Here is a 5,129-nt window from a genome sequence, read left to right as displayed (position 1 = left end):
CGATTCAAGAGCTGCATTTTGAATATGATCCTGATAATATATGGCTGAGACGGGTTAAAGACGTCTATATCGAAGGCATGGAAAAATGGCACGGCAACGTCGTGATGGGAATGACCGACCTCGGCGGGGTGCTCGATATTCTGGCGTCATTCCGTACAACCGAGGGACTTTTATTTGATCTTTATGACAATCCCGACGAAGTGCTGCGCTGTGTCCGGGAAATTCAAACTATGTGGTTTCGTTATTTAAACGAAATTATCGATATCATGAAGAGCGAAGCGCAGGGTTATACGTCCTGGTGCAATATCTATGACCCCGAACCTACTTACATATTGCAATCAGATTTTTGCTATATGATCAGCAATGAAATGTTTAACGAATTCGTCGGACCGGAATTGAAATCATCGGCTGAACGCCTGCACCGGCCGTTTTATCATTTAGATGGTATCGGGGAGTTGAAACATCTGGATTCGATTTTAAAAATCGATGCGTTTGCAGGTGTACAATGGGGACCCGGAGACGGACCGTATAAGGATAAGGACTGGTCCGAAATCCATAAACGTATTACATCAGCCGGAAAAAAGATGTATATCTGGTGCGAGCCGAAGCTGCTGAAACAGCTTATCGATTTAGTGACAGGCGATATGATTTTCAATACCGGGTACACGGTGAACCAAACCGATCTGCCAGCCAAACTCGAAGCGTTAAAACGCATTGGAATTGAGAATTTATAATTTAAACCGATTTTTGGAGGAAATGATAAAATGGCGAGATTTAACGACTTCAACTGGGAAAAGCTCCGTAAAAATTATGAGTTATGGCATAAAAATAAACTCGGAAGGCCGATTATTCCGATAAAAGTGCATAAAGAGACCTCCGACCGGATAGAATCACCCTTTCCGCTTCTGGAATTCTTGTCTGCAGGCGACCTCAATGTGACACCGAAACAGTTGGTCGACCGATTGGATTATGAGCTGTCTCTGATTGAATTTGTGGGTGACGCTTATCCTTATATCGCGACTCATGCATTCGGAGCGGGTGTCGCGGCAGCGTTTTTGGGCTGCGAGCTTCATGCGCGCAAGGAGACGACATGGTTTACTCCGGTAAAACAACTGCCGATTAAAGAACTGCATTTTGAATATGACCCTGACAATATCTGGCTGCGTAGAGTCAAGGACATCTATATCGAAGGCATGGAAAAATGGCGCGGCAATGTCGTAATGGCCATGACGGACCTCGGTGGCGTCCTTGATATTCTGTCTTCGTTCCGCACGCCGGAAGGACTTCTGCTGGATCTCTACGATTATCCCGATGAGGTGCTGCGGTGCGTTGAGGAAATTCAAACTCTTTGGTTCCGGTATTTCGACGAGATCAACGATATAATCAAAAATGAAGCAAAGGGCTTTTCGTCCTGGTGCGGTGTTTATGACACAAAGCCGACCTATATTTTGCAATCGGATTTTTGCTATATGATCAGCAATGTGATGTTTAACACGTTTGTCGGTCCGGAATTAAAAACCTCGGCTGCAAGACTGAGCCACCCTTATTACCACCTCGATGGCGTCGGCGAACTCAATCACTTGGAATCAGTGTTGAAAATCGATGAACTCATGGGCATACAGTGGGTTGCGGGCGACGGTCCGAACAAAGAAAAGGACTGGTCCGGGGTTCAACAACGTATCGCCCAAGCCGGAAAGAAAACCTTTATTTTGTACGAACCGGAAAACATTCAAAAATTGATGAAGCTGATACCCGGCGATATGATGTACACCACCGGTATTGATGCCGTTCCGGCTACTCTTCCCGCAGAGTTGGAAACGCTCAAGCGCATCGGTATAGAATTATAAATCACTGTTCGGCCGGGATAAAATAACCCATAAAATCAATCTTAGTCTCCTTGGGAACAAAAGCGGTCACTGTCAGCTTTAACTTACTGTTGTATTGAAGTCGGGAAATCGGAATCCGCCAGCCCTGCCAGGGCACGGCATAGGTCAGATTTCCGATTACGGGATGGCATTCTTGTTTTTTACTGTCCATCTCCGCTTCCGCAGCGAAATGCATGCCCAAATTGTTGAGCTTAAATGTGAGGCCGTCTTTTTTCATTTGTGCTGCGATAAAAATCATTCCGTCCCCGTGGTTTTTAAAAATTAATGTCTCAATCGTGAAGACCTTTTTATCATAGTTTTGATATGTGTTGATATCCGGAGTCTCTAAAATACGTTTCGGCACATCGCTGTATTGGCCTTTCACTTGCCTATTTTCGTATTGACTGATAAAGTCCTCCATGCCGACCCGCAGCGCTGTTTTCCCCTCTTGTCGAATCGATATTTCTTGCTTTACTGACGACCGTAAAAAATGATTTTTCATTGGCAGTGACGGAATGCTATCGGATATGGCGGTTTCGTTTTGCGGTGCGATTTCCAGAAATATCACTTCGAACGGACGCATGGCAATTTCGGGCGTCGTTTTATCTTTCATTTCAAGTTTTGCGCGGTGCGGATACCACTTATAATAATCTCTTATTACTCCCATCGGTAAACCCCATTTTTCCGGTTCGAGACGCACTGTGATATCCGACCAGCTGCAGTTATACATCGAAAGATACGCACGTTTTCCGTCGCAGCAAAAATAACCGTAGGGCTCGTAATTCCACGGATTGCCGAGAATCCGCTTTGAATTTTCAAAACAGGACTTGTTATTTTGAAACAATTCCATCAAAAAAGAGACCTGGTTTTGCTCATCGGGGGTCAAAAACCGATCATCACTCCATAATTGGAACAGCAGGTTCCCTCTGCATATATCCATGATCAGAGCCTCCTGCCAACGTTCTGTATGGATAGAACTGTTCCACGCCCAATCGGTCAGCCAAATACCCAACGAGTCCTTGCCCGACTGCGGCACATCTTCGCACCATACCGTCGCCTGATCGAGCGTTAAAATCACACCGTCACGGGCATACAGAGTCGGAAAAGCGGCAGGTGTCGAGGCCTCCAAAAACAAGCCGGATTCAAACAAGGTGTCGGCATACAACAGCCACCAGGGCGAACGATGACCCCAATAGAGGATGATAAACAAGTCCGGACATTCATTGTCCAGCGCTTGCAAAAATTCAATTTCCGAGTTCTGAATCGCCTCGGTGGAGTAGACGCCCGGCAGATGATTGTGGTTTGGGTTGTGGCAGACAGCCATAGCATCATCGAATTTAAGCAGACGTACTTTGTTTTCCCGAACATGTTGCAAAAACGCGTTTTGAAACATGCTCTTATACGGTTCCTGCGCACGGCAGTAACACTCACCCAGAATCGGCTCCTGACCGGTTCTTTCATAGGCCGCAGCGTTGTAGCTTCGGCAGCTCTTGATCACCGGATTTCCGCCGATGCTCCACCGCCCCGCCGAGGTATCGATCCAAAGCCCCAATGCGGTGTCGAGTTCACCGAGCTTTTCTTTGATTTTATCAAATCCGTTGGAAAAACGTTCACATCCCGGTCTTGTCAGATCACCGTGATAGTCGTTCCAGAACTCGATGCAATAATAATCAAATTTACAACCGCTCTGCCGATATTGTTCGAGATGATTTAAAATTGCTTTTTCATTCGGATAATGACCGTAATCCAACTGCAGCGGTTCAATCGGCCAAGACCCAAAGGACTCTAAAATCGAAATAGGTTTGTTGTGCCCTCTGATTACGCGGCGCATCCGGCTCTCCATGTGTTTTATAAACGCGCTGCGGGCTTGATCTAGGTCGGAAACACCGTATACCGTTTCCATGCATGTAAAGGTATCACCGGGTTTTATTAACGTTCCTGGATATTGTTTGAGGGTAATAATGCCGTCCTGACCTGTCGTCCAACCCGAAGGATGTGCGACAGTCATGAAAAAGCAGCCGTCCGAATATACCGGAAACCCCTGCTCTCCCTCGGTTGATTCGGCATTGGTCTGATATTGCCCGAGACGGACATTTATGATTCGAACGTCTTTTTGAGCATGGTTTTGTATGGTGATTGTTTTATGTAATGTAGGACTTTGATCGTTCCATGCGTAAAGGATATTCGCTTGCAAAATTTCCGCTTCGTCTGTCAAGATAAACTCAACACGCCCTTCACTGCCCTCCGAAATTATGTTTTTATGCCGATATATCCATTTCGGCATCAGCAGTGGTTCTCCTGCGGTGAGATATTGTTCGAACTGCCCCGGCCAGTTTCTGCCGATAGTGGAAAGCTCTCTTGCTTGCAAGGGGTCAAATTCGTCGAGTTTACGGGTGCGGCATCGATAATCGGTCAACTGCAGCACAATGATGTTATCTTGTCCGAAGCGCAGTTGCGAGTAACCGGGTGTGGACGGATCGAAAACAAAACATCCTGGTTCATGCCACCGTTTTTCAACTTTACGCGTTCCGATTGCCTCACCGTTTAAAAAGACACGCATCCAACCGAAGTCCAAAAGCCCGAATCCCCCAAGAAATAAGGTGACTTTTTGACCTTTAATATCTTCGGGCAGAAACACATGAGTTCTGGCCCATTTATAGCGGTCCTTAGGGAACTTGAAATCCTCGAACATGACGGGGGTATGATACCCGTCCCATTCGGCATCGTTATAATTCGGGCGATAATATTGACGAATATATCCGTCGTCTTGATTCGGATCAATGATTTGTATAGAAGCGTCTTTAACTTTCCAACCGTCAATATAAATTCTGCGATTCGCACTGTCAATATCAATTGCGAATTCGATACCATTGCCAAAATCGAGCGTTCTTCCGCAGATCCGATTTTCAACAGAAAAAGCGTTCAATTGAGGCAAATATTCGTCGGAAATATTTAGACAAAAACTGAAAAAAGGAGATATCAAAAAAATATTATGATTGGATTCTTCTGTTCTACATGCTTTATTTTCCATAAAGGCACTCCGCAGATATTTTTTGTGCAGATGATAGTTGTTTTTGCTGTCATCGCACATGCTTACTAATTATAGAACTAAATTTCTCTTTGTCAAATAACCTGATAAATAGTGTTTACGATAAATCCGTAGGCCATTAAATCCGATCGCCGGACTTTAATAATTCCTGAATATTTAGAAATGGGTCTTGACTAGAACAGCGAGGAGTAGTAAGCTGTAAACGAGGTCAAGAT

Annotated in this window: 3 protein-coding genes; 2 read left to right on the top strand and 1 reads right to left on the bottom strand. The window is 45.2% G+C overall.

The features are described from left to right. A partial coding sequence (locus tag PKH29_12390; GenBank protein HNX15637.1) for a hypothetical protein occupies positions 1 to 734 on the top strand: 734 nt, incomplete at its 5' end. Positions 735 to 764: 30 nt separating this feature from the next. Next, positions 765 to 1,847 (top strand): hypothetical protein, encoded by a 1,083-nt coding sequence (locus PKH29_12385; GenBank protein HNX15636.1) that lies wholly within the window; start codon positions 765 to 767, stop codon positions 1,845 to 1,847. A gap of 1 nt (position 1,848) precedes the next feature. Here PKH29_12385 and PKH29_12380 read toward each other — a convergent pair whose 3' ends face one another. Next, complete coding sequence (locus PKH29_12380) at positions 1,849 to 4,791, bottom strand: hypothetical protein (protein HNX15635.1); 2,943 nt, start codon at positions 4,789 to 4,791, stop codon at positions 1,849 to 1,851. Positions 4,792 to 5,129 lie beyond the last annotated feature (338 nt).

The sequence above is a fragment of the Oscillospiraceae bacterium genome (genome assembly GCA_035353335.1).
Classification (GTDB): domain Bacteria; phylum Bacillota; class Clostridia; order Oscillospirales; family JAKOTC01; genus DAOPZJ01.
This window is presented reverse-complemented; position numbering and strand designations above follow the sequence as displayed.